This window comes from Natronoflexus pectinivorans, from assembly GCF_004345615.1.
Taxonomy (GTDB): domain Bacteria; phylum Bacteroidota; class Bacteroidia; order Bacteroidales; family Marinilabiliaceae; genus Natronoflexus; species Natronoflexus pectinivorans.
On the sequence record NZ_SLWK01000005.1, the window covers coordinates 203,261 to 227,596 of the forward strand.

At 40.1% G+C, this 24,336-nt stretch carries 16 protein-coding genes and 1 tRNA gene; 4 read left to right on the forward strand and 13 right to left on the reverse strand.

Annotated features, from left to right (window positions below; translation table 11 throughout):
• Nucleotides 1–114: 114 nt before the first annotated feature.
• From EV194_RS08825 to EV194_RS08870, 10 genes are all read right to left on the reverse strand, one after another.
• Nucleotides 115–402 (reverse strand): iron-sulfur cluster assembly accessory protein, encoded by a 288-nt coding sequence (locus EV194_RS08825; protein ID WP_132433677.1) that lies wholly within the window; start codon nt 400–402, stop codon nt 115–117.
• 161 nt (nt 403–563) lie between these two features.
• Nucleotides 564–1,658, reverse strand: a complete 1,095-nt coding sequence (gene arsB / locus EV194_RS08830) for an ACR3 family arsenite efflux transporter (protein ID WP_132433678.1) — start codon at nt 1,656–1,658, stop codon at nt 564–566.
• A 71-nt stretch (nt 1,659–1,729) separates the two neighbouring features.
• Nucleotides 1,730–2,530 carry an arsenite methyltransferase gene (gene arsM, locus EV194_RS08835; protein ID WP_132433679.1) on the reverse strand — a complete coding sequence of 267 codons (801 nt, stop codon included), beginning with the start codon at nt 2,528–2,530 and terminating at the stop codon, nt 1,730–1,732.
• Entirely contained in the window at nt 2,527–2,952 is a 426-nt protein-coding gene (locus EV194_RS08840; protein ID WP_132433680.1) for an arsenate reductase ArsC, read from the reverse strand. Before EV194_RS08840 ends, arsM begins: the two co-directional genes overlap by 4 nt.
• A gap of 4 nt (nt 2,953–2,956) precedes the next feature.
• Nucleotides 2,957–3,352, reverse strand: a complete 396-nt coding sequence (locus tag EV194_RS08845) for an ArsR/SmtB family transcription factor (RefSeq protein ID WP_243699371.1) — start codon at nt 3,350–3,352, stop codon at nt 2,957–2,959.
• Nucleotides 3,353–3,625: 273 nt separating this feature from the next.
• On the reverse strand, nt 3,626–4,117 hold the full coding sequence (purE, locus tag EV194_RS08850) for a 5-(carboxyamino)imidazole ribonucleotide mutase (RefSeq protein ID WP_132433681.1): 492 nt from the start codon (nt 4,115–4,117) through the stop codon (nt 3,626–3,628).
• A complete protein-coding gene (locus EV194_RS08855) occupies nt 4,102–5,268 on the reverse strand; it encodes a 5-(carboxyamino)imidazole ribonucleotide synthase (RefSeq protein WP_132433682.1) in 1,167 nt (388 codons plus the stop codon). Before EV194_RS08855 ends, purE begins: the two co-directional genes overlap by 16 nt.
• Before the next feature lie 1,116 nt (nt 5,269–6,384).
• Nucleotides 6,385–11,196, reverse strand: a complete 4,812-nt coding sequence (locus EV194_RS08860) for a RecQ family ATP-dependent DNA helicase (protein ID WP_132433683.1) — start codon at nt 11,194–11,196, stop codon at nt 6,385–6,387.
• 443 nt (nt 11,197–11,639) lie between these two features.
• Complete coding sequence (locus tag EV194_RS08865) at nt 11,640–12,113, reverse strand: hypothetical protein (RefSeq protein ID WP_079558668.1); 474 nt, start codon at nt 12,111–12,113, stop codon at nt 11,640–11,642.
• 371 nt (nt 12,114–12,484) lie between these two features.
• A tRNA-Gln gene (locus EV194_RS08870) sits at nt 12,485–12,555 on the reverse strand.
• A 277-nt stretch (nt 12,556–12,832) separates the two neighbouring features.
• On the opposite strand from EV194_RS08870, the gene EV194_RS08875 reads away from it, so the two are divergent.
• The 4 genes from EV194_RS08875 (at nt 12,833) to EV194_RS08890 (ending at nt 18,874) form a co-directional block, all read left to right on the forward strand.
• Entirely contained in the window at nt 12,833–15,913 is a 3,081-nt protein-coding gene (locus EV194_RS08875; RefSeq protein WP_132433684.1) for a glycosyltransferase family 117 protein, read from the forward strand.
• A gap of 1 nt (nt 15,914) precedes the next feature.
• Nucleotides 15,915–16,526, forward strand: a complete 612-nt coding sequence (locus tag EV194_RS08880) for a polysaccharide deacetylase family protein (protein ID WP_132433685.1) — start codon at nt 15,915–15,917, stop codon at nt 16,524–16,526.
• Nucleotides 16,527–16,554: 28 nt separating this feature from the next.
• On the forward strand, nt 16,555–17,823 hold the full coding sequence (gene purD / locus EV194_RS08885) for a phosphoribosylamine--glycine ligase (protein WP_132433686.1): 1,269 nt from the start codon (nt 16,555–16,557) through the stop codon (nt 17,821–17,823).
• Between the two features lie 67 nt (nt 17,824–17,890).
• Nucleotides 17,891–18,874, forward strand: coding sequence for a hypothetical protein (locus EV194_RS08890; protein WP_132433687.1), 984 nt, complete (start codon nt 17,891–17,893; stop codon nt 18,872–18,874).
• Here the strand turns inward: EV194_RS08890 and EV194_RS08895 are convergent.
• The 3 genes from EV194_RS08895 to EV194_RS08905 all read right to left on the reverse strand — a co-directional run bounded on the left by EV194_RS08895 (nt 18,863) and on the right by EV194_RS08905 (nt 24,148).
• Nucleotides 18,863–21,937, reverse strand: coding sequence for a response regulator (locus EV194_RS08895; RefSeq protein WP_207915965.1), 3,075 nt, complete (start codon nt 21,935–21,937; stop codon nt 18,863–18,865). The genes EV194_RS08890 and EV194_RS08895 overlap by 12 nt on opposite strands.
• Before the next feature lie 158 nt (nt 21,938–22,095).
• The gene (locus EV194_RS08900) at nt 22,096–22,860 is read right to left on the reverse strand and encodes a substrate-binding domain-containing protein (protein WP_207915967.1); all 765 of its coding nucleotides are present in this window, start codon (nt 22,858–22,860) and stop codon (nt 22,096–22,098) included.
• 217 nt (nt 22,861–23,077) lie between these two features.
• Entirely contained in the window at nt 23,078–24,148 is a 1,071-nt protein-coding gene (locus EV194_RS08905; RefSeq protein WP_132433690.1) for a lysylphosphatidylglycerol synthase transmembrane domain-containing protein, read from the reverse strand.
• Nucleotides 24,149–24,336: the final 188 nt, after the last annotated feature.

Below are 24,336 nucleotides of genomic sequence, written 5' to 3' on the forward strand. Positions count from 1 at the left end.
ACGAAATAATACTTGCTTCTATGCAATCCCGTTACTTACCTCGAATTTAGTTTATGAATATTTAGCAACGGAAACCATTTTTTGCGATATGAAGTTATTGCAGACCACTTTCATTCACCTGCAACACCTTCCACCGGGGAGCATAAAATCTACCGTGAAACCATTTAATTTGTAATTAATTATATATCCTGAAAGAGTCCTTTCAGTTTCCATGTCCATTACCAGGGGAATCCCTTCGATAGAAATAATTTTATCGTTTACTTTTTTTCTTGATTCTACAGTAAATCTGATGCCAGGGTTGTTTTTGTTCTCTTCAACTGCGACACGAATAAAAGCAACTTCACTTTTTTTGCCTTCAAGCATTTCTTTTATCTTATGTATGGCATTTGGTGTAAGTTCCATAAAAATTTGTATTGGTTATGGGAATTTTAAAAATAAGAAATCGTATTTTATTCCTGTCGCCTCCGCGAGGGTGGATTAACAACAAATCTATCAACTTCAGAAAGCGGGGAACTATTCATAAATCTCAGTGCCCCACACCTCCTGCCATCTGCCTAACATTCTTAATACTTCTTCTTATTTGCAAATGCTACCAATGATAACATAATTGGCACCTCCACTAAAACACCGACCACGGTTACCAATGCTGCACCTCCCATCACTCCATCAAAACCAAATAGTGCAATGGCAACAGCAACAGCCAACTCAAAAAAGTTACTTGCACCAATCATAGCAGAAGGAGCACAAACAGCATATTTCAATTTGAGTCTTTTACCACCGTACCAGGCAACAAAAAATATAAAATATGTTTGAATAATCAATGGCACAGCAATTAACAAAATAATGAGAGGACGTTCCACTATCCTGTATCCCTGAAAAGAAAAAAGCAACACCAATGTCAGTAAAAGTGCCGCAATACTGATCGGTTTAAGCTTTGGTAAAAATACTTTCTTAAACCAATCAACTCCTCGTGATTTAATTAAAATGCGTTGGGTAATAACGCCAGCTACCAAAGGCACAACCACAAAAACGATCACACTTGCTGCCAAAGTATCATAAGGAACCTGAAAACGTTCCACATCTGGCAACATAACACCGGTTAATTCCAAAAGCAATCCTACAATAGGAATAAATGCCACAAGAACAATAATGTCATTAATCGAAACCTGTACCAAAGTGTAATTTGGATCCCCATCAGACAGGTAAGACCATACAAATACCATGGCAGTACATGGGGCGGCTCCCAGTATAATAGCTCCTGCAATGTAGTAATAAGCCTCCTCAGGATTAACCCATGCCTGATAGAGTTGAGTGAAAAACAGCCAGGCAAAAAAGGCCATCGTAAATGGTTTAATTAACCAGTTTATAATTATTGTCCATACCACCCCTCTGGGTTTTCTACCTATTTTTTTAATACTGGTAAAATCCACCTGCAGCATCATGGGATAAATCATGAACCAAATAAGAATGGCAACAGGAATATTTACTTTTGCAATTTCCAGATTTCTAACCAATTCAATATTATCGCCTAAAAAATGGCCAATTACAATCCCGGCAATAATACCCAAAGCCACCCAAATGGTAAGATATTTTTCAAAAAAGCCAATGGTTCTTTTTGGTTGAGCCGGAATCGTAACTTTCTTTACGGGTTCAGTCATCGTATTAATTTTAAATGTATTAAATTAATCCTATTTAATATTCGTAAGTTGAATGTGTTCAATCCTGGAAATTAAATTACCGTCCAACCACTTATGGTAATAGAGATAATACCTGTTGAACCATCCTGAAATCCTTTAATCTCTTTATCTGAAAGAGATTTTTTTAGAGTATCCTGTGGGATGTCGATGGTACGTTGTTTATGTACTGTTATTTTTTCGAATCCGGCACTTCTGATGATGTTTAAGTAATCCTCCATTTGTATGGCCCCGGATACACAACCTGCATACATTTCCGCATCAGATTGCAGTTGTTCGGGTAATTGTCCTTTAATCACCACATCCGACACACAGAAATGACCCCCTGGTTTAAGTACCCTCTTTATTTCAGAAAATGCTTTGGTTTTATCGGGAACCAAATTGAGAACACAATTGGAAATGACCACATCAAACTGGTTACTTGCCAATGGCATATCTTCAATATCCCCTTCGACAAACTCAATATTTTGGAAATCCAGTTTCTGTGCATTATTCTTAGCTTTTACCAGCATCTCTGCCGAAAAATCAAGTCCGATAACCCGTCCCTTTTCACCAACAATGGCACGAGCCACAAAACAATCGTTACCGGCTCCACTTCCAAGGTCAAGAACATGTTGGTCTTCCTGTATCCCTGCAAATTCTGTAGGTGTACCACATCCTAATCTCAAATCAGCATCGGGGTTATATCCTTTTAACAAAGTATAGTTTTCACTAAAAATGGTGTAATCAACACCGCAACAATCGTAAGAAGGACCACAGCACGATGTGTTTCCAGATTGCGATGCAATCTGGCTGTACTTATCCCGAACCACAAGTTTCAACTCTTCCGGTTTCATAGTTTCAATTGAATTTCTTCTTTATATAGTTTATAAAATCCCTCTTTTATCTCATCACGCACACGAATAAACTCACTCCAAATGAACTCATCAGTTCCGGTAGCATGTGATGGGTCGTCAAAACCAATGTGCAATCGCTTTTTAACTTTTCCCATAAAGGCAGGACAAGCTTCATTGGCTCCGCCGCACACGGTAATCACATAATCCCATTCTTCGCCTAGGTATTTTTCTACCGAATCAGAAGTGTGTTGACTGATGTCGATGCCAATTTCTTTCATGGCTTTTACCGCACTCTGGTTAAGTCTGCCGGAAGCCTCAGTTCCGGCTGAACATACGTTCAGCCTCTTATCAAACGATGCCATAAAGCCATGAGCCATTTGGCTGCGGCAGGAGTTGCCGGTACATAAAATTAAAATCTTCATATTTCTATTTTTTACAGTTTATTGTATCAATATTTAAATCCCCGAGAAACGAAATGGCGGACGTTTTAAAATCTTTAATGGCCTGAGTGTTGAGACAATAATTGGTTTTTACCCCTTCAACGGTTCCAACTATCAGTCCGACCTCTTTTAATTCCTTTAAATGCTGATTAACAGTGGTTCTGCTTAAGGGCAGTTCATCCGCAATATCTCCGGTGATACATGTTTTAGTTTCAGCCAGATATTGAAGAATTGATAAACGCGCCGGATGCGATAAGGCTTTAAAAAATTTGGCCTGACGAATCAAATCAGCAGAAAAAGTATTTTTAGTTAAGTTAGCCATATCATATTGAACTTTAGATTTGATGTGCTTGTCAAGTAAATGAACTACAAATCTTCCCATATATTTTTATGACGTAAATTTACGTCATAAAAATATATGACGCAAAAATACGTCATAACAAAAAATTAAATAATTGTTACATAGTTATTCTTTGACACATTCGAGGCTATTCATTGGGGCTATGATGTTTTTGGCCAAAATAGTTATACTAACCCTGAAGGCTTTAATCAATAACCCGGGTACAGCCCCGGGATAATGAAACAACAAAACCACAGCCCTGAATGGGCGACAGCAATTGAAATAAATATGTGATGAAGGTATCTAACCAGGGAATTACCGCTTAACCTTTTCAGATTTTACAATGACCTGATTTTTCAAGTCTTCTTTATAATCAATGATTTTCTGAAGAATTTCCTGGTTGTTTGCTGCTACGATTTGTGCAGCCAAAATACCGGCATTTTTAGCGCCATTGAGTGCCACGGTAGCAACAGGTACTCCGCCGGGCATTTGTAGAATAGACAATACCGAATCCCAGCCGTCGATAGAATTACTCGATTTTACAGGTACGCCAATTACCGGAAGCGGAGTAATGGCTGCAACCATCCCCGGAAGGTGCGCGGCACCACCGGCTCCGGCTATAATTACTTGTATGCCGCGTTTATGGGCATTGGAAGCAAAATCATACATCTTTTCGGGTGTACGGTGGGCTGAAACTATGTCCAGTTCATATCCTACTCCGAAAAGTTCCAGCATTTCAGCTGCCTGGTTCATAACAGGCAAATCCGAATCGGAACCCATTACGATGCTTACTACTTTTTTTCCCATGATTTTACTTTTAATAATTCCTTTACTTTGTCTGCTTTTTTCAATGCATCATTCATATTCTCCGACAGGATGGTAACATGTCCCATTTTTCTGAATGGGCGGGTCTCTTTTTTCCCGTATAGATGAACTTTAACTCCGGGAATTGCCATGCTTTCGGTAAGTCCTTCATATTTCACCATTCCCTGACACCCTTCTTCACCAATGATGTTAAGCATAACAGCCGGAAGCTTTAATTGGGTGCTTCCCAACGGCAGGTTTAAAATCGACCTCAGATGCTGTTCAAACTGCGAGGTTATGATGCTTTCGATGGAATGGTGTCCGCTGTTGTGTGGGCGTGGAGCCATTTCGTTTACAATCACCTCCCCGTTCTTATCGACAAAAAACTCAACAGCCAGCAAACCTTCCATATTTAATAAGCCAATGATTTGAGAAGCCATGCCAATGGCTTTCTCAGCTTGCCCGGTTGTGATGGTTGACGGACAGATAAGTTTATCAACCAAGTTGGCTTTGTCGTTAAACACCATCTCCACGACAGGAAAACAGCTGATATCGCCATTTCCATTGCGTGCGGCAATCACTGCTATTTCCTTATCGATATCAATTTTATTTTCTATAATGGATGCTCCATTCAGGGTTTTACCAAGTTCTCCCGGGCTATTTACCACCGCAACGCCTTGACCATCGTAGCCTCCTTTTCTGATTTTTTGTACAAAGGGAAATTCTATTTCCCCTGTTTTAATCTTTTCATTAATCTCATCGGCTCCATCAACAAAAACATATGGAGAAGTGGGAATGCCATTCGTACTGTAAAATTCCTTTTGCAACCCCTTATCCTGTATCATTTCCAACACATCAGGGTCGGGTTTAATAACTACGCCTTCTGATTTTAATTTCTTTAACGCGTCTATGTTGATATTTTCCATCTCATAGGTTAAAACATCAACCATTTTGCCGAAATTATATACATCATCAAAGTCGGTCTGGCTTCCGCTTACCAGGCATGAAGCGATGCTGCCTGCCGGACAATCCTTCTCCCTATCCAGTACATATGTTGCGATGTCCCATTTACTGGCTTCCTGAATCAACATTTTTGCAAGTTGTCCCCCGGCAATGATTCCAAGTTTCAGATTCGAAGTAATCAATCGTTCCATTTATATTGAGCGCATTTATTTAATTAGTCTGAACGCGGAGGCGCTAAGACACAAAACTATGTATTTCATAAAACACGTTGGTATGTCAAGATTAAGTAACTGTTTAAACTTAGTTTCTAAAGATTTTTATAGATTATAGATCTTTAGAATTTAGACAGATAGAATAGTTAAGAAAGATGAAACGAGCCACACCAAATGCTTTGATAAGCATGGGTGTAATTATTTGGCGAGTTCCATGTGACATCTAAAGAACAAATTAAAAACACATGAATAGATACAACTGGTTTTCAATTTTGTCTTGTCTGTCGGTCTAAAAATCTAGCATCTAAAAATCTATTTATTTTATTCTATACAAATTTAAACAGTCTCTAAGCATAAAACTCAAATTACTTTTACCAACCAACGTTTGTTGCCTTTAAAATTTTATGCAAAGAAAATGAAATTTGTCGGGATTAACTGAGAAAATAATGATTGTTCGATGTTTTCTGTAATATTTATTTTACTAGTGTCAAGCCAAATCTGAAGTGTCTCCTTCACTCACCCCTGGCCCCATTCGGCTGAGACTTCGGTGTGAGCTCAGTCGAACACTCACGTCGAAGCCAAGGGGGAATCGCCAAACGCACCAGATTAACCCGTAATCCCCCAGCTCGACGAAGTTGCAAACTTCGCCGAGCTGGGGTACTGGTTTAAGGGATTGACACTCGGCTCTACAGCCTGGCTTGCAAAGAACGTAAAAGCACGAATTGCAAAGTCGCGCTAACGGGGGGACGAGGGGCGAAACGCTTATAAAAAGTAATTCACCATACCCATTGCGCTCATTGTGCAACCATTGCGCCCTTTGTGGTGAAATCTTATGTGCCTTATGTGGTGAAATACAACGCTGAGACGCTAAAACGCAGAGTTTTTTATAACAGAGAACAAATGGGTTTTCCGGTTTAGTAATTATGGGGATTGTATTTTCATCACAAATATTTGCTCTATTGCACCTCTACGAGGCGCATGCAATGGATGATGCACGGTTTTCTATCAACATTTGCCCTCTACGAGGGCGGAAAAATTGAACCATAAGTCCCTGTTATCAACTCTTCAAAACATGCTTTTCATTTTAAAAAGGGACTAAATTTCATCCACTCCCCTCCCCAACCTCACCTCAGGCAAAATAATTTTTATTTCAGAGTCTGTATCGTCAGGCTTCCAATAGAGGATATGGTTAATTTCTGCGCTTTGCAATTTATAACCCTTTAACTCGTAGGCTGCAATCCTTTCTTTACAGGCGGTGGAGAACTTCAATATACGATTTCCGGCTAAATCGTTACAGCCTTCAGAGTCAATTTGCAATGAGTCTCCAGACGTGAGGTTTGAAATCAGCCTTTGGCGATGCACAAAATAGCTTAACCAGATATCTTTATAAGAAAGATGCAGTATGAGCAGTTCCGGAATTGGGTAACTCTGAGTATTGTTCTTGACGATGATGTTGCTTATTGCCGCATCATCCAGAAACTGACCATTTGTATGTATAAAAAGATTATCCTTAGCCCTGGTCATCGCTACGTACAACTGCCTGATTTTTTCATCCCCATCAACCAGATAATTCTCAAGCAATAGAAAAACATTGGTGAACTCCTTCCCCTTCGTCTTATGGATGGTAGAGACAAATATGGTTTCTCCGTTGGGATTGATAAAGTCTTCCGACTTCGACTCCCGGACGAAGACTTCAAAATCGGATTTATATTTTAGTTTAGGATAACTCAATTCAAAAGCTTTTACAAGATTGATACAAATCTCTATTTTCGAACTGTTTTTAAATCTATCCCAAACACTCTGCTTTGCCCGTGTCCATGTTTCATCACTAAGAACCACCTTCCCGTCAACTAAATTTAATTGGTCTATAAAATGACGTACTTCAAACAGATTATAGAGATTAAACTCATTGTTTGACTGAATCAATTTTGCCGGAAACCCTTTCTTGTTTAGTAACCCGGTAATTAAAAGTGCCTCATCATTGGTCTGGGTTAAAATGGCTGTTGTGCCATAAAGATTCTGAGCTGCAACATCCTCTACCAATGGGGTTATGAGCCCCCGGCTTTGGTATTTTGTAATCTGTATGGTTCCATTATCATTTTGTCTCGCCACAATGGGAATTTCTTTTAGCCGGTGGCTGATTTTTGTCACCACGTGGTTGGAAAATTCAACCAGATTGCTTTTACTACGAAAATTCTCATTCAATTCATATTTTATGGCCTGATGCTGAAGGATGAATTGTTCCAGGTGTTTTGAACTGGATCCTCGGAATTCATAAATATTCTGATCGTCATCGCCAACAGCGATGACGCGCATCTCTTCATTAAACGCCATCAGCGTTTTTATCAGCAAGAATTCATTCGCATCCATATCCTGAGCCTCATCAATTACCAGTACACTTTTGCTGATGCGGCTCGGTTCAATGTCCTTGTTTCTGATTCTATCAATGGCTTGTTCAATGATGGTATTTGATTTTTCAATGGAACCCACTTTTCCCATAAGATCAAAACAGTACGAGTGAAAAGTTTTGATTTCCACAAAAGCAGCCGCATTTCCAATAAGACTAATTAACCGTTGTTTAAATTCGCTGGCTGCGGCACGCGAAAAAGTAATCATCAACAACTGCTCATGCTTCACATCCTCCATAAGCAACAAGGAGGCCAATTTATGCACCAAAACTTTGGTTTTTCCGCTTCCCGGACCAGCAGCTACAACTATATATCGAGAAGTATTATCGGTAATGATCTTAAGTTGCGACGGAGAAAGGTTTCCAAACAGCTGCCTGAACTTCGCAGGCGTTAAATTGCGTTGAATCTCCTTTTGCCGGGTTGCATTGAAATAGCGGTTGATAAATGTTGTATAATTGAGATTAAAATAGTCGTTTACAAATTGTAGTGCCTCTTTGTAATCACGGATCATCTTTCTGGCATACTCCCCAACAATGTGGATCTGTTGGATTTTATTGTTGTAATGCTGCTTAAGTTTGGTGTAATCATCGGTTTTGTAACGTCTTTTGTTATCCTGTTCAAGTCGTTCAATGCTCAATTTGTTATAAACGACTAAAAATCCACCTTCAATCTTTATGGCATCAATTCGTGAAAGATAAAACAACGCATCTTCAACATCCTCAATGGCAACAATCAATTTAAAAAGTGCCTGCTGCTGTTCATACTGCTGCTTTAACTCATGCACTGAAAACTCCACAAGCAGTTGCTGTTTGTTCTTGTCTTCTTCCGACAAACTTTCGTTGCTTTTCGAAAACAGGTAGTTGACAATAAAAGCTGCAAGATGGTGGCGCTTCTCCAGTTTCTCCTTTAATACGCCAACCGGATTGTTGGCCATGACCGAAAAATGGTGATTCAAGTAATCATGATTCTTCCTTTTTATCCAGTTCTTAATGACCCAAAAGTTAATGATGGTTCTCAGTTTATTTGGCGAAACATCCACACAGCCTGCTGTCTCTGCCATTTCGACCAGTTCTTTCAGATGCATAGCTTTTTCACTTTCATCGATAACAGATAAAAAGAAGTTCTCAATTTTACTGTACGATTGTAAAATAGCAAATGACCGGTTTTTGTTTTCACCGCGTTTTATAAACGCGGTGAGATCCTTCGCATCGGCAAGTATTCGCTCTTCCCTAAGCAAATTCACTGCGTTTATCACCTCCTCCTTAACAATTCCCAGATGGTCTGAGATGTAATCAATCCTCGTTTCTGCCACCTCATCCGTTGCTTGCTTTCTGCTTCGGCTGGAAAATAGTTTTTTAATGATGCGCGTAGCTTGCATCTTTTGCTTTTCGCTGAAACGATGGGATAGATTTATTCTATCGATGGCCTCTTGAGCATTTTTCGCCAATATACTATTGGCGAAAATTCTTGGCATATTTTGCCCCCGCCTGATATACCCGGCCTCTTCCAGTGCCGCAATGGCTGTAGTTACCCGGGTTTCTATTTCCACCACATTCTCGTCCCAACCGGCTTTGCGAGCTATTTCCAATGCAGAGTTAGATGCCGTTGCACGAAAGCGGGTTATATCCTTTATGGCCGACCAGATTTGTTGAATCTCTCTAATATTAAGTTTTGTCTGATTAAGAAGAATAAAGTGTTTGCTTAAATCCTCCTCGCTAAACAGAATGTAACATTCTGCAGTAATATTTTCATCACGACCGGCTCTGCCGGCCTCCTGAACATAATTCTCCAGCGAATCCGAAACATCATGGTGAATAACCATGCCCACATCCTTTTTATCAACACCCATTCCAAAGGCGGAGGTGGCAACCATCACCTGAACATCGCCACGAATAAAGGCATCCTGGTTTTCTGATTTTTCCTGGTTATCCATTTTCCCATGATAGGCTTTGGCCGGACAACCATCTTCAATCAGTCGCTGAGCTAACTGCGTGGCACGTCGGGTACGGGAAACATAAACAATAGTGGGGCATTGTTTCCCATCTACCAAATGACGAATGGTTTGGTACTTCTCTTCGTCCGTTTCTTTGGGAAGTACTTTATACAGGAGATTCTCGCGGGTGGCAGCCGAAGTAAATAGCTCCAAATGAAGCGACAGTTTTTCCCGAAAATAGTTTTTAATGTCTTCAATCACCTTTTGTTTGGCCGTTGCCGTGAAACAGGATACAGGAATTGGATCTGCCGTGTTCTTTTTTTCCTGAAGGGATTTAATAAAATCTCCAATGTAGAGATAATCCACGCGAAAATCTTGCCCCCACGCCGAAAAACAATGTGCTTCGTCGATAACGAAGCGCACGATATTACGCCCCAACAGCAGATGCTCAATGGTTTTTGATCGCAACGATTCGGGGGAGATATAAAGCATGGATGCAGATCCGTTTTCAACGCGATGAAAAGACTTTGCACGTTCAATTGGATCCAACAGGCCGTTAATGGTAACGGCCTCGGTGATACCGGCACGCTCTAGGTTATCAACCTGATCCTTCATCAGGCTTTGAAGTGGAGAAATGACTACTGTTAAACCTCTGACATTTTCACCACTCATCAGTGCAGGAACCTGAAAAGTAATGGACTTCCCTCCTCCCGTAGGAAAAACCGCCAATAACGAGCGGTTTTGGATGGCTGCCTTCACAGCCTCCTCCTGTAAAGGCTTCCCTCCATATTGCCGATAAAACTCAAACCCGAAGAACTTTCTTAATCCCATCCCGGCATCAAGAGCCTGATCACAATATGAACAACCTTTCAAACAAGGGTTATTGCGTAACAGATACATCACCCTGTCGACCTCAGGAAAATTCTTTAACACCCACGGCGGTGCAACTGAGCTCCGACATCCGGTATTAATGAGTGCAATGCAATAGGCAAGTTCAATAGGATTGTTGCGGATCAGTCTTTCCAAATCAATGTGAGCACAAATTTGTGAAGCAAATTTGCGTCGGATCAATTCTATAATATTTGTCTTTTCACTTTCATAACCTACAAACCGAAAAAATGCAGCAAATTCGTCCTGATTCCCCAAAAGGGAATAAAAAATTAACCGTAACTCTTCCTCCGACTCTTTAAATGCAGTCACCTCATCGCAAAAGAGATCCTTCGCTTTAATGGCGTCATTAAGAGGATTATTGAGCTCGTCAGTTTGAAGTTTATCGTCCTTTAGTAAAGCATGATAAGGCTTTTTAGGAAAGAGAAGGGGCGAAAGAAACAAGGTGTCAATAACCGGACTGCTTACGATTTTCTCTCCCAATACCTTCGTAAGATATGGCAAATCGTGACGGATGATGTTATGTCCACATAAAAAACTACCGTCTTTTATCAATTTAATTAAATCGGAAAGAGCATTGGAGTGCATTTGGTGCCCATGATCATTGATTGCACCAATATCTAATATCCTTTTGTGTTCAGGATCCGTTTCAATATCTACAAACAGGATGGATTTCATTGTATCTTATAAAAAACAACCCTTAACTTATATTATGAGATTATAAACATTTATACGATAAGTCTTTTACGAAAGATCACGTAAATATGGAACGCCTTCTTCATATTCGAAAAACATGAAAACATCAAATATAAAGATTTAACCTGCATTATCTCAGAAATAGATTGTTAGACTTATAGATTATTCCCGAGACATTCGGGATTAGATACAAGTAAGAGTTTTATTTTCAACTAATTGATTAATACGACCTGTACTTTGAATGCAACTGATATTCAGATAAATAAAGAAGTCTAACGAGCTATAATCTCAGAAAATTAGGATCAAATGATAACAAACAAAGGACGAAATATTCAGAGAGACAAAAAATAAGAGACCAAACCATCACAAACAAAAACAGATAACACCAAAGTGTTATCTGTTTTAAAATATTTTAAAACAAGTTTTTAGAACCTGTATCTGACACCTAAAGCCAAACTAAAGACGCCCCTGTCATATGTATTAATCAACCCCAATTCAGGACGAATGTCTACTGAAAGTTGAAGTGGAATCTCTTCAAAATTATACTCCACACCGGCATTTAAGGCAGCAGCTAAAAACATTCCGTCATCTCTGTAACCAGGACCAGAATAAGAACGATTCCCAATTGAGGGACCAACACCCGCATACCAATAGAAACCTCCTTCAATTTGCCACACCCATTGGTAAATACCTGTTAGTGACCAATGACTCCAGTGCGACGAACTTTTAATCCCCAAATCCAGCTCCAGGCGATCACCGTTAAATGGGGTTTGATATGAAATTTCGGCACCAACCAGGTTTCCTCCCCCAAAGCGAAGTCCTATTGCCCTTCCCTGTGCATTAGATACCGCTGGAATTATCAGCATGCATGCCAATATAACAAATACTGCTTTTTTCATATTAATAAATCATTTTTAATTAGTAATATAAAATCTAAATGAATGATTCTTTATGTTGTAACTGTTCAAATTCTCTCCCAAAGAACATGTCATTTGAAAATGTTTAGGTACAACTTTAATACCACAACTCCATGAAATTTATACTGGCTAAAATCAAACAGTCTCTATACAGGTGACAATATTAGCCAAAAAGTGTTCATTCTGCAAAAGAGGACTAATTGCATCCCTCATTCCATAAAGCGAAAAAGATTAACAATCATCAGATAATCAGCCTGATTTCAATTCTAAGGATTGCTTCAAATAAACGAACAATCTGACAATTTAGTTCGTCGGAGCAAAAAAAAAGCGATCGTAAACGATCGCTTAAATTGTTGTCTCGCAAGGATTCGAACCCTGACTAGATGGACCAAAACCATCTGTGCTACCATTACACCACGAGACAAACTTGATTGCTTCTTCCTTTAAAAGCGATGCAAATATAGAATGTTTTCAGGTATCTTTCAAAAAAATTAGTCTAAAAAAAAGAAAAAGTTGCATAAACACTGTAAATCAATCAATTTTAACTCTACTTTTTACCGTTTCACTTTTTTGTTAGCTGGCAACATCTTAACCATCTGCACTTAAAAGTATCAATATTGATACTTTTTTAAGCAGATTATTGTATTTTTGGCAATCAGTGAAAAATGATAATCAAGATAAATTGTTGAAAACTATAACCTATGCATAAATATTCCAGGTACAATAGCATTTTCGGATGGCTGGCATTTTTAGTCGCCGCTGTTGTGTATGCTTTAACTTTAGAGCCAACTGCAAGCTTTTGGGATTGCAGTGAACGTATAACCGCAGCTTACAAGATGCAGATTCCTCATCCACCGGGGGCTCCGTTTTTCATGCTAATGGGGCGCTTCTTTTCACTGTTTGCACCCGATGTTTCGTATGTGGCATATACGATAAATTTGATGTCGGCCATGGCAGGAGCCTTCACCATTGCGTTTCTTTTCTGGAGTATTACGCATCTTGCAAAGAAAATTGTTCTGAAATCTGAAGAGGCTTACAATGAGCCATGGAGAATTTGGTCAGTAATCGCAGCAGGTTTTGTTGGTGCCATGGCCTATACTTTCTCTGATAGCTTTTGGTTTGTGGCAGTGGAGGCAGAAGCCTATGCCACCTCATCCATGTTCACAGCCGTTGTCTTCTGGGCCATTTTGAAGTGGGAATCCATTGCCGACGAGCCTCATGCCAACCGTTGGTTGATTCTCATCGCCTACCTCATAGGACTCTCTATTGGGGTTCACCTGTTGAACCTTTTGGCAATTCCTGCTATTGTAATGGTCTATTATTACAAAAAATATGAGGTGACTCGCAAAAATAGTCTCATTGCTCTACTCACCTCTTTCGCCATACTGGGTTTTATTCTTTACATCATTATCCCGGGAACCATTAAAGTTGCCGGATGGTTTGAACTCATGTTTGTGAACAGTTTCGGCTTAAGTTTCAATTCAGGTCTTATTTTCTATACGGTGGTACTGTTTGGAGCACTTGCGTATGGGGTTTATTACACCTATGTAAAGCAAAAAGCAGCTCTGAACTTTATTTTGACAGCCATCATGGTAATACTCATGGGATACACATCCTATGCCACCATCATCATACGCTCTTCCGCAAATCCGCCAATGGATCAGAACTCTCCGGACAATGTATTTGCTCTTCGTTCTTATCTCAATAGGGAGCAATATGGTGATAGCCCGCTTTTTTATGGACAATATTACAACTCCCCATTGGACTGGGATGCTATGGAGTCGGAAAAAGGCCGCCCGGTTTATGCTAGAATAGGAGATCGATATGAAGTGATAGACCACAGGAGAAAACACCGTTTTGATAGCAAAACTACCACATTTTTCCCCAGAATGCACAGCCGTGATGCTCGTCACATTGAGGAATACAAACAGTGGGCCAACATAACAGGACGAAGAATGACCGTGCAGGATCAAACCGGCGCTCCAACAACCATTCAGTTGCCAACATTCTTTGAAAATCTGACTTTCTTCGTGCGATACCAGGTCAATTTTATGTACTTCAGGTATTTTATGTGGAATTTCTCAGGTCGCCAAAACGACATGCAGGGGCATGGCGAAGTGCATAAAGGGAATTGGATCACCGGAATTTCGGCCATTGACAACTGGATGTATGGTGACCAGGAGTTGTTGCCGGATTCATACAAAAACAATCCGGGGAGAAACAAATATTACTTGCTGCCCCTAATTCTGGGAATCATCGGATTACTTTATCAATATGGATCAGGGAAAAAAGGGAAACGCGACTTCTGGGTAGTGATGCTCCTGTTCTTCTTCACAGGTCTTGCCATTGTGATATTCCTTAACCAAACACCCCTTCAGCCCCGTGAACGAGACTACTCCTATGTAGGCTCATTCTACGCCTTCTCCATTTGGATAGGATTGGGAGTTCTGGCAATCATCGATGGCTTTCGAAGATTTCTTCCGGCCATGCCGGCAGTAGCAGCAGGAACGCTTTCCGCACTGGTTCTTGTCCCTGCAAATATGGCAAAAGAGAACTGGAACGATCACGACCGCTCCGGCAGAACCATTGCACGTGATTTGGCATTCAACTATCTCAACACTGTTGATGAAAATGGTGTCATCTTTACCATGGGGGATAACGACACATTCCCTCTCTGGTATGCACAAGAGGTTGAAGGAGTAAGAACAGATGTAAGAGTATGTAACCTCAGCTACCTGCAAACCGACTGGTACATTGATCAAATGAAAAGGCAGGCCTACGAATCTGAACCATTGAATTTTTCAATGGAGCGGGAACAATACATACTTGGGAAGCGGGATGTTGTTTGGTTAATCGACCGAATTGAAGGGTATGTGGATTTGAAAGAAGCCATACGTTTTCTGGCAAGTGAAAACCCAAGGACCAAACAAATCCCCAACTACAGTGGTCGCATTGAGCATCTGCCTTCAAAATCGTTCACAATACCAGCAGACTGGCGCAAAGTAGTTGAAAACGGAATGGTAGGCGAACGACATGCCAACCTGATTGATTCATTGATGTTCATTGACTTGAATAAAGAGAGAATCATGAAAAACGAGGTCATGGTACTTGATCTCTTAGCTCACAACAATTGGGAACGACCAATATATTTTGCAGTAACAGTTGGCAGCGATAATTACGTTGGTTTACAGGATTATTTCCAGCTTGAAGGATTTGCTTATCAAATTGTACCAATCAGAACCAAGAGCGTTGATGGTCAGTTTGGCAGGGTTGACACTGATCGCATGTTTAATAATGTGATGAACGAATTCATTTTTGACGGTTGGAATGATCCATCCGTATATCTTGATGAGAATCACAGAAGGATGGGGGTCAACATTCGAAACAATCTTTCCAGATTGGCTTCGGCTCTGATTGAAGAAGGACGGGATGAAGAAGCTTTGGCCGTTCTGGATAAAACCATGAACATGCTGCCACCTTCAAGGCTACCCCATAACTATTTCTCCCTGTTTATTGCAGACAGCTATTATCAACTTGGTGAAATTGAAAAAGCAGATGAAGTTATACGTGGCTTGAAAGAGGAGAATTATCAGGAACTAAGATTCTTCACAAACTTGCCACAACGCATCAGAAACGCTCACATGGGTGAAATACAAAGATCTTTTGCCATCTACTCTGAAATAGTGAGGACTTTGAGACTATTCAGAAGGGATGAATTAATCAGGGAGTTTGAAGAAGATCACGAACGCTTATTTCAACGAATTGGCTTTTTTAACAGTTGATATGAAGGTACGCCCCCCTCTGCTTTTGCGCTGGGTGTTTCCCGGCACAACATGGAGGATTCCGGGAAAAGAGAAACGAGTCTATATCACTTTTGACGACGGCCCAATTCCCGAGGTAACACCCAGGGTAATAGAGATGCTAAACAAATATGGAGCAAAGGCTACATTTTTTTGCGTGGGAGATAATGTAAGAAAACACCCTGAAGTTTATAGCATGCTCATAAAAAACGGCATGGCAACAGGAAATCATACATTTTCGCATCTAAAAGCATGGAAATCATCCAAAAATGAATATTTCTCTGATGTAAAAAAGGGAAGTGATTACATAGGAGCCAATCTGTTCAGACCACCTCATGGCCAACTCTACCCATGGTATATTGGTTTCCTGAAAAGAAACTTCAGTAGAGTAGTGATGTGGGATTTGCTTAGTCAGGATTGGAGAAATGATTTATCAGCGGACGACATATACAGGAATGTCATCCGGAACGTACGTTCCGGATCGGTCATCGTATTTCACGATTCATTAAAAGCCTGGCCCCGACTTGAAGCAGCCTTGCCTTTAACCCTGGAATTCCTGAAAAGAGAAGGATATTCAATGGACATCATTCAATAAACAACTTATTACACAAAATATAGAAATAATGAACATCTTAATTATAGGATCAGGCGGCAGAGAACACGCATTGGGATGGAAAATCAAACAAAGTCCACTGTGCGATAAAATTTTCTTCACACCCGGTAACGCAGGTACTGCAGGATTGGGAATCAACGTGCCGGTTGGGGTTAACGATTTCGCAGGGATTAAAAAAGTAGTTCTTGAGAACAATATTAAACTCGTTATTACCGGACCTGAGGAACCATTGGTTAATGGGATTACCGATTTTTTCCGTCAGGATAATGATCTGAAAGAGATAGGCATTATTGGCCCCTCAAAAACAGGTGCTCAATTGGAGGGAAGTAAAGATTACGCCAAGCAATTTATGCTCAGGCACAATATCCCAACAGCCCGATACCTTGCAGTAAATGACAAAATAAAGCAGGAAGGCAAACTTTTCATGAAAAAGTTAAAGCCTCCGTACGTATTAAAGGCAGACGGACTTGCTGCCGGAAAGGGAGTTCTCATAATTGATGATTATGATGAAGCCTGCTCGGAACTTGACAGAATGCTTGGCGGCAAATTTGGAGCAGCCGGAAAAACCGTTGTCATTGAAGAGTTTCTCAGCGGCATAGAGCTCTCGGTTTTTGTTTTAACCGATGGAAAAGACTATTTCATTCTTCCCGAGGCTAAAGACTACAAGCGAATCGGGGAAAACGACAGCGGCCTTAACACAGGAGGTATGGGAGCAGTTTCTCCTGTCAGTTTTGCCAATGCCGATTTCATGAAAAAAATTGAAGATCGCATTATACGTCCTACCGTTAACGGAATAAACAAAGAGGGCATCGACTATAAAGGTTTCATTTTCTTTGGACTGATTAAGGTCAACGATGAACCATATGTAATTGAATACAACGTTCGCATGGGCGATCCGGAAACAGAAGCCGTTTTACCCCGTTTAAAAAACGACCTCGTAGAGTTGCTACAGGCCACGTTAAAGGGAACTCTTAACGAGCACAAAACCCAAATGGATCCCCGGTTTGCAGTGACGGTAGTGCTTGTCTCCGGTGGATATCCCGGCGATTACAAAAAGGGCATTAAAGTTTCAGGTCTGGATCAAGTCGACGGAAGTCTGGTATACCATGCCGGCACAGCTCTGGAACAGAAAGATGTTTTAACGAACGGAGGCCGTGTTTTCGCAGTTACATCTCTGGCATCAGGCATGAACGAAGCGAGAAACACATCACTGAAAAATGCGGATAGAATCATTTTTGAAGGGAAGTATTTCCGTAAAGACATAGGGTTCGATTTATAACTTTCAAGGAAATACGAGGCAGGAAGGATATTAGCTAATGAAGATTTACGCAAGTTAAGAACAAGATATGCTTTTACGAACATTTCATAATAATTCCATCCCGGCATTTGTTCTTATCCCACTCACGATACTGGGGTTTTGGATGCGTTTCTTTTTCACTGACATGGTGCACATAACAGCGTTAGACAACCCTTCCATGCCTTTATGGGACAGCATCATATATCCTTATTTGGGGCAATCTCAGTTTACCTCCGGCTTAACCACCTTCTTACTAGCGCTGTTAATAGGATGGTCGTTAAGCAGAATGGTTTCGCAATATGGCCTTTTATCGAAGCAGAGCATGCTACCACTGCTGCTGTATGGTCTATTTACATCAGTTTTCTTAAGCGTTCAGAGATTAAATCCAGTCTGGTTTTTTGTTCTTTTTCTAACGCTGGGTATTGAACGTCTTTTTTCCGGAACGGGAAGCAAAAGACCCATGGCTATCTGTTTTGATGCCGGATTTTTAGCCGGAATTGGAAGTCTTTTTTATGCTAAGGGGCTGATCTTTTTCCCAATTTTGATCGTTACAATGGGAATATTACGACTGGCTTCATTCAGATCCGTTGTTGCAGCTATTTTGGGAGTTTTATTCCCATTTGTAATAAGTATTACCTGGTTCTTTCTGCACGATAAAAGCATTGAGTTTCTTTTGCTCCTAAAAGAGAACCTGATTACCAATCCCGGGCAATACAACCATACCATTTTCTCTCAAATGTATATGTCCGTTATCATTTTATTCCTTGGACTCTCAATCATTGCCACATTCAGCTATATGCCAATGCAAAAAGTGATTGTCAGGCGGTATCTGAGGGTGTTCGTTTGGATTTTACTGCTTACAGGAGCAACAGTTTTAACACCTTTCTTCTCCATGGAGATGATTCCACTGGCAGCTGCCGGATCGGCAGTAACCATGGCGTTTTGGTTGGATAAAATGCGTAAGAACCGGATGAAAGAGATGATATTTTTACTATTGATAGTTGTGACCATATCGGCACAACTATTTCTTTAATAAAGGCTTGTTAATCCATTGATTCAACATCTTTTCAAGAAGATCAATTTTCACCGGTTTTCCGATGTAATCGTTCATACCGGCTTCAATGCAGATTTCCCGGTCTCCTTTCAACACATTGGCAGTCATGGCAATGATTGGGATAAAAATGTTCCTGGCTCGGATGGCTCTTGTTGCGTCCAGACCGTTCATCACCGGCATTTGTATATCCATTAAAATCAGATCCGCGCTTGTGGCATCCTTTTCGAGTATATCAACAGCTTCCTGGCCATTTCGTGCAATGATGACGTCATACTTTAAGCGGCTCAACATCTTTTCGGCAATTTTTTGATTAATCAGATTATCTTCAACCAGTAAAACCTTTTTCCTTTCTTCTTCCGCATCGTCTTCATCAGCATCAGCTATTGCAGGAGATAATTCACCATTTTTACCGGGATTAAAAAGATCATAAATGGTTGAAAAGAGTGATGAATGTTTAACCGGCTTGTAAACAATCCGGTTAAATCCTCTGTGTGTTATGGCCGAGATGGAATGATTTTCAGGCATCAACAAAATCAACCTGATATCGGGATGCAACGCTCTGAGACCGGAAACAAAGTCACTTTTATTCACTTCTTCAATATGGCTATCTGCAATGATCAGATCGAGATCGGGATTATCTTTAAGCAACTCGATGAGAATTTTGTGGTTATCTGCCACATGAACCTCTACCCCCCAGGTTTGAAGCATCTTCTTAAGCAAAAGCTGCCCTAACGGATGGTTATCAAGTAATGCTACTGACAAACCAGCGAACCGATTCCGGTAAATATCCTCCTGCTTTCCACCTTTTTCAATGAGAAAAGGGAGTGTAAAATGAAATACCGAACCGGGAAACTCCTCATTGTCTTTAACCGCCGGATTTGGGCTTTCAACCCAAATTTTCCCACCCATTAACTCAACCAGCATCTTTGAGATGCTGGTACCTAAGCCGGTTCCGCCATATTGCCTGGTAGTAGAACCGTCGGCCTGTGTAAATGATTCAAAAATCTTTTCTATTTTCCCGGGAGGAATCCCAATTCCGGTATCCTCAATAGAGAAATGCAGAATGACCTCTTTACCCTTCAGAGACTCAGTATCAACACGTAAAACAACCTCCCCTATATCCGTAAATTTTACAGCATTGCCTAAAAGATTCATCAACACCTGCAACAATCGGCCTTCATCTCCTTTAACAATCACCGGAACATTATCTTCAACACTTGCCATTACATTCAATCGTTTTTCATTGCTTTTAAAGGATATCTGATCCATTAAATAATCAATGGATTTTCTGATATCAAACGGATTGGTTTCAATGGTCATTTTCCGGGCTTCGATTTTTGAAAAGTCCAGAATATCGTTGACTATTGTGATCAAATTATCACACGAACGTGAAATAACGGACAAAATATTGTACTGCTCTTGTGTAAGCCGCGTGCGGACAAGCAACTCAGCAGCACCAACAATGCCGTTCATGGGCGTTCTTATCTCATGGCTCATATTGGCCAAAAATTCCGATTTGGCCTTGTTCGCCTCAGCCTCCCTTTGTTGGATCTCCTTTTGAGCAGTGATGTCCATAAAAGCTTCCAGCTTGACTGTCTGGTTATTGTTCTTAATCGGGATAATGTTTTTAAGAATAATCCTTGAAATGTTGTTCTCTTTTATGGTGAGTCGTTCCTCCAGAGCGATCACCTCAACTCCCGAGTTAAAATCATTGTAACTGTTCTGATGCATCACCTCAAATAACTGATGATAATCCCTTGAGTTGACAAAATTGATGGTCTCCTCCACCGAGTTGAAGCCCATTATTTTTGATGCCGTATGGTTTACCTCTATTATTTTATGATTGGCATCCACAAGCATTACTCCCACAGGTAGATTGTCGGTGATGTTTTTAAGATTTTCGATTGATTCATTCAACGATTGTGTGAGCAATCGTTTCTCGGTAATATCCTCCCTAATGATAATGAAGTTACTGATGGTGTTTTCATCGTTTAAAACTGGGGAAATCTGCACCTTTTCCCAGTAAGTTTTCCCAGCTTTGTCCTTGGTTTCTATCTCTCCCGACCATTTATTCCCAACCTGGATGGTTGCCATTACAATTTCAGAAAAATCATAAATCCCGTTATTGCTGAAAAAATATGGACGAGACCCAATGATCTCCTTTTTGGTATAGCCGGTTTTATTCACAAACGAATGATTCACATATTCAGTGATTCCTCTGGTATTGGTAATCATGATGGCGACAGGACTCTGTTCCACCGCCATCAATAACTTGGCATTATTGGCTTCTGCCTTTTTTCTGACTAGTATTATTCGGGATATTTGAACAATTATGAGATAGGTTACTAAACCTGTAACAATTGAAAACAGAATCAACCCGAAATACTTTAACCGATTGTATCGGTTAAGCACATTAATGCTTGTATTGTTAACGGAAACGACATTGCTTTGAATGTCATACGCAATTTTTCTTTCTGTTTCATATATTCGATCAAAAACACTCTCGGCCTGTTTCAGATAAAAATTAGCTGTTTCAAGGATCGCCGGCGCTTGAGCTGCATCTGCCTCCAAATACCCTCTCATTGTTGCTGCAATTCTTGCTGACAAAGATTGTAAATCCTGAATTGGGGCATACAATTCCCGTACCTCAGGAATGGTTCCGGTGTACTGATCTCTTTCGTATGAAATGATCTCTATAATTTCGTCTGCAGAGGTAAGGTTTACCCTGTTTCTGTATTGAAACCGCCCCCCTTGATCTAGAATATTAAGCAAATTGATGCAATTATTGATTTTTTCTCTGATCTCAACATGTGTATTAGCCAGTTGTTGGGGATGACGAACGGATGAATAGCTGTTAAACAGCAACTGGATATTCAGGAGCTGCTCTTTAAGCACGAATTCAAGTTTTTGTTTTTGTTCTTGATTCCTGATGGTTTGATGGTATCTTAACGTATAATTCTGGTCGAAATAGTTCTCAATAAAAATAATCACAAACACAGTCAAAATAAAGAGCCCCATTAAAAGAAAGAGCTTTTTTATCACAGGTTCCCGGAAATTTAAAAATTCCGGGAGTCGTATGCGTTTCAAAACCCTTTTTTTAATCCAGGATAATATTTGATTGTTCTCGATCATTATTTAAAAGATATAGAAATTAAACTGTGTTAGGACAAATACACTGTGAGTTACAATTAAAAGAGGAATTATTGGAACATGGCACCATCAGCTATATTAATTCTTCTTTGCTTATTTATCCCATACTGGCCAAGCACACCAAGACCTTTCTCTGAACTCAACAATGCCAGAAAAGCATAGGCTAAAGGTGCATTATTTGTCGTTGATAAAACAGCTGCATATATTTCATGTCCCGGTGTGGTTCCGTTAATATGTATGGTATCGGTATACATCTTTGTGCTGTTCCTGTAATAACTCGAAACCCAGTCTATTGTAACAGAAGCATCTCCATTTACTACGGCACTAGTTAAACGTCTGTTGTCAATAGCAAGTGCCAAAATATTTCCTGAAACGTTTTGAAAGAGATTGTGATTCATTAGTAATTGACGTGTGACATAACCCAGGGAACTGGTTTCCGGATTAGCAAGAATCACCATATGCCTGTTATTTGACAAGCATTGAAGTGTTCCTTCAAAATCGGAGGGGTTACCTTTGCTCACATAAAACGCCAACTGATTATACCCAAGAAAAAGGGAGTCTAATATCGCATCTGATTTTTTTTCATGTAAAATTTGTAACCCTCTGTGGCTGTCTGGGATAAACAAATCTCCCTCTTCCCATCTATTTACCATTCCGGCGAGTGTAAAAGCGTCTCCGTTTTGAATTCTTACCCGGGTCTGATATTGAGATTCAAAAATCTCAACCAAATCAACCATAGCCGGAACCATCCCATTTTCTACAAAAATGACAAGTTCCGGAATGCCCTTATCAGCATCCGGTTCACCGTTTGGCATGCTGCAAGCCTTTATCCACAAGACACAAAAAAACAGAAGTAATTCTCTCATAATCTACCAATTACATCATAAACAAACACTTCTTATACCTGCGGACAATTCCATGAGATATACTAATAACGTAACGAAGTGAATAATAGTATGATGCAAATTAAGAAACCAATTACTGATTTTCCTGTTTTTAGTCACAGGATTTACGGCATTTGTCAAAAAAACACTACTTTCGGGCTACAAAATGCTTTTTAACCCATTTAGGAATTACAAATGCACCAATAAAAAGATAAGGATAGTAACTTATGAGTCGCCAGAAGAATGCCATGGCAACCCCGGTTCCAAGAGGAATAAATATTGCAAGAAATTCGCGAAAAACATACTCAGCAAAACCACTCCCTCCGGGAGTCGGGCTTACCAGCATCATGATCCACATCACCAATTGCTTACCAAACACAAGCAGATGTTCGTCCCAACTGAGCCAATGCATTCCAAAAAAAGTAAGTATTAATGCATTTACAACCCAATAACGAGCTGTCCAACTAAAGAATGTAGCAATAAACGCCTGTATCCATTTTTTAAATGGCCATTTTCTAAACTCTTCAGATGTTTTGATTAGGTCGGTTCCTGACTCATTGGCTTGGGGCCGCCATTTCCTGATGATGGGGAGTTTAAAAATCCAAAGTAACACCCATTTTAACCCTCGGGGGTTAAAAAACAGCCCATACGATATGATGAGTGTGTAAAGAAGCTTAAGTGAATAACCTACAATGGCGAAAATAAAAAACTGATTCCGATACCATTCAACTGCAACATCGTCTGCACTCAGAGCAAAAATATCTGAACGTCCAATTAAAAGTAACAGAATGGGGAAGGTAAGGATAAAATACAGCTCATCAAGAAAAGATGTAACCATTACAACCGCCGTACTTCTCCCCAGCTTTACACCTTCTTTGTTAATAAAGAAAATGGCGACGCTTGTTCCGCCAATGGCCGAAGGTGTAATGGCCGAGGTAAACTCCCAAAGCATGACAATATTGAAACTCTTTCGCCATGAGAGCTCTTTATTTGTTAAAATACGGAGTCTGACCATATACCCTAAATCCCTGATGCACATCATCACAAAAGCAAGCATCAGCCAAAAAAGAGATTGGAAAGTAAAACTCAACAACGAAAAACTACCGGGTTGATATTCCCTGTAAAGCATAAATCCGGTTACACCAATTCCAATTAGTATGGGAAGTACTATTCGGGCTGGATGTATGCTTTTAAGAATTTTACCGGAGTTGTCTGTCATTGGTAATATTGAGTGGTTATTTGATCTTGATATATAATTGACAAAATTAACTTATTCAATGCATAAGGAGAAATAATATCTTGAGTTTTCAAGTTAAGAAAGCATAAAAACAAAAAATGACTAAACGTATCAAAGAATGATTTCTGTTTACTGCAATTTCTCGAATATTACGAAAAAAGAACATCTTT